Annotated in this window: 3 protein-coding genes; all 3 read right to left on the reverse strand. The window is 49.9% G+C overall.

Going from position 1 to position 3,265, the window contains the following annotated elements; genetic code table 11:
* Positions 1-11 precede the first annotated feature (11 nt).
* Complete coding sequence (locus ON064_RS17740) at positions 12-845, reverse strand: phytoene/squalene synthase family protein (protein ID WP_335339101.1); 834 nt, start codon at positions 843-845, stop codon at positions 12-14.
* Positions 842-2,293: a phytoene desaturase family protein gene (locus ON064_RS17745; RefSeq protein WP_274625806.1), complete on the reverse strand. Its 1,452-nt coding sequence runs from the start codon at positions 2,291-2,293 to the stop codon at positions 842-844. The genes ON064_RS17740 and ON064_RS17745 overlap by 4 nt, the downstream gene beginning before the upstream one ends.
* On the reverse strand, positions 2,290-3,265 hold a 976-nt coding region (locus tag ON064_RS17750), incomplete at its 5' end, for a phytoene desaturase family protein (RefSeq protein ID WP_274625807.1). The genes ON064_RS17750 and ON064_RS17745, both read right to left, overlap by 4 nt.

Genomic DNA, 3,265 nt, shown 5'->3' on the forward strand with positions numbered 1-3,265 from the left:
CTTTTTCTATTTTATAAGCATTGCAATATGGACTGTTTGGAATCGTCCGTGACATAATGCTTTTCGTGAAACACCGTATATTCTTTCGAACGGATCGTCGACAGGATTTCCCGGTAGACAAGCGCGGCGCCTTTGACCGGCACGCGGGAGGACAACGGATAATCATTGATCGTTTCAAATGCGCGGTCATAATGGAATTCCGCTATACTGGCGAGTTCTTCCCACACTTGGATAAACGATTCCGACACCGTGCCGCTTCCTAGCGCTTCCTCTGCAAGGCCGTATTTGCGCATGATGTCCTGCGGCAAATAAATGCGGTCCATCGACAAGTCTTCTCCGATATCACGCAGGATATTGGTGATTTGCATGGCGTAGCCAAGCGAAATCGCGCCGTCTTTCAACAGGGCCGTACGCCCAGGTGCGAGTATCGGCAACAGCATCAGGCCGACCGTACTCGCAACGTGATAGCTATAATCCAATAGCTCATCAAGCGTTCTGTAGCGATTGATCGTCAAATCCATTTCCTGGCCTTTGATCAATCCGTAAAACGCGCTGGCGTCCATATCGTAGCTTTCAAAAACGTCTTCGAGCGCCAGCCACATCGGATCGTCCCACTGAATTGAACCTGCTAGAAATTCGTCGAAGTCCTTTCGGAACGCTTTCAGCTCAGGTTCAGGATGGCTGCCCTCATCGACGATATCGTCCACTTTCCGGCAGAAGGCGTACACCGCCCATACGGCTTTGCGTTTTTCTTTCGGTAAAAGGGAAAATGCTTTATAAAAGCTCTTTGAATTATCGGCGATAATGCGTTCGCAATAGCTATAGGCTTGCTTCAATTCCATCATGAACCGCCCCTTTCTTTCAAATCGCTGTGGATTCTGTCGGCTAGCAATTTCGCTCCTTGCATGACGATCGGGATGCCGCCGCCCGGATGGACAGAAGCTCCCACTGCATACAAATTGTCCGTGTCGTCCGGTTTAATCTGCGGTCGGAAAACTCCGGATTGCCGCAATGTCGGGCCGATTCCGAAGCTACCTCCCTTGAACAAGCCAAACGCTTCTGCATCTTTCGGTGTGCGCACGTCCATCCATTCGATTGACTCCCGGATGCCTGGAAACGACAATGTCTCCATCCGGTCCAAAATACGCCCGATCCACTGTTCGTCATTTTTCCAGTCGATTTCTGTGCCTGAAGGAACTGGCACGAGTACATAAAGCACCGATTTGCCTTCAGGAGCCAGGGTATCGTCAATGACAGAAGGATGGAATGTGTAGAACGCCGGATTTTCCGTTTTCTGTCCTCTGACAAACACATCTTCCATATGCTCTTTATAATTATCACCAATAAAAAATTGGTGGACATTTACGTCTTCATAGACTTTGTCCAATCCGAAGTACAACAGCACACAGCCGGAAGAAGGCGTGTATTCTTTCTGTTTTTTCATCGGTGCTAATTGGTTGATTCCGGGGAAATCCCCGTTATAGACGATCGCATCATAAGGCTCGACGCCCGTTTCAGTTTCAACCGCTGTCGCACGGCCATCTTTTTTCACCACGCGTTTGACAGCCGTGTCCAGCCGGATCTCAGTGCCACGGCTGCGCAACTCCCGCTCCATGACAGGGATGATGCTCGCATAGCCGCCTTTCACATAGTAAACCCCGTGCTCATGCTCACTGAACGGCACAAGTGAATACATGGCCGGCGCGCGGTAAGGATCCCCACCGATATACAGCGCCTGAAGGGAATACGCCAGTTGCAATCGTTCGTCCCTGAAATAATTCTCCATTAGCTGATGGACAGATTGTTGTGGTTTCAGCTTCATCAAATTGCGGATATTGCGGAATGTCCAAAAATCCGCTTTGCGGACAAAATCATGTTCGAGGAAAGCGGGCTTGCCGATGTCAAAGCGCTTCTGCCCTTCGTCCATAAAGCGGATAAATCCTGCTTTGTCTTCCGGGAACTGCTCTTCGACTTCCTGCAATTGCCGTTCGCGCCCGGGGTATTTTGTATATACTTTGCCGTCTGTGAAACGGATTGTATAAAGCGGGTCGCATAGTAATAATTCGATGCTTTCGGGATCGATTCCTGCTTGCGCGAACAAATCGCGGAACATTTCCGGCAGCAAGACGATGGTCGGGCCTTCATCGATTCGGAAGCCGTCCCGTTCCACAAACGCCATCCTGCCGCCGAGTTTGTGTTCTTTTTCGTAAATGGTGACATCATAGCCGAGCTTTGTTAAATACAGCGCGCCCATCAAGCCCCCGACACCGCCTCCGATCATGGCTATTTTCATACATATCCCTCCACTTTTGGAAGCGGGCCAATCGGAATTCCGGATTTGCCGTCTTCTTTCAAGATGCCGTTCGTGGTGATACGGGCAGATTCCAGGATTGTCGGCAAGCCGCTGCCGGGATGCGTTCCGCCCCCGACCAGCCAGCAATTGTCGAGCTCTTCAAATTTATTGTGCGGGCGGAACACCATCATTTGCGATAATTGATGCCCTAAATTGAATGTGGCGCCACGGTATACGGAGTAATCCGATTCCCAGCCGAATGGCGTCAGCATCTTCTCGACTTCAATATGCTCACGCAGATTCTTGAAATCGGTTTTTTCTTCGATAATATCCAATACCAGCTCACGGAAAGCTTCCTGTTCGTTTTCCCAGCCGATATCGCTGAAATTATTCGGCACCGGCGCCAAGATATACAGCGCCGACTTGCCGTCCGGAGCCAAAGTTGGATCCGTGACGCTGGCGTTTTGGACGTAAATCGAAGGATCTGCCGACAAGATGCGGGATTTCGTCATTTCTTCGACGTTCCGCTTGTAGTCTTTTGAAAAAACAATGGTGTGATGCGACAAATCGTATTTTTTGTCGAGTCCTAAATAAAGCATGAATGTGGAACACGAATATTTTTTCTTGTCGAGCTTTTTAGGGGTATATTTTTTCAAAATGCCTGGCTCTACCAAATGGGTCATTACGTGTGCAAAGTCGCCATTGATGATTACTTCATCCGCTGCTTCGCGGCTGCCGTTATATAAGTCGACGCCTTTCACTTTACGGTCCTCGATCCATAATTTTTGGACGCCTTTTCCAAGATGGATGCGGCCGCCCATTTCCTTAACTGCCTTAGCCATCGCCGCCGACAATTGGTTGACGCCGCCGATTGGATGATAGATGCCGTACGCGTGCTCCATATAAGACAGGATCGTGAACGCGCCCGGGCATTCCCAAGGCGACATGCCGAGGTATTTCGACTGGAACGCA

Source organism: Planococcus sp. A6 (assembly GCF_028823615.1).
In the GTDB taxonomy this organism is placed as follows: domain Bacteria; phylum Bacillota; class Bacilli; order Bacillales_A; family Planococcaceae; genus Planococcus.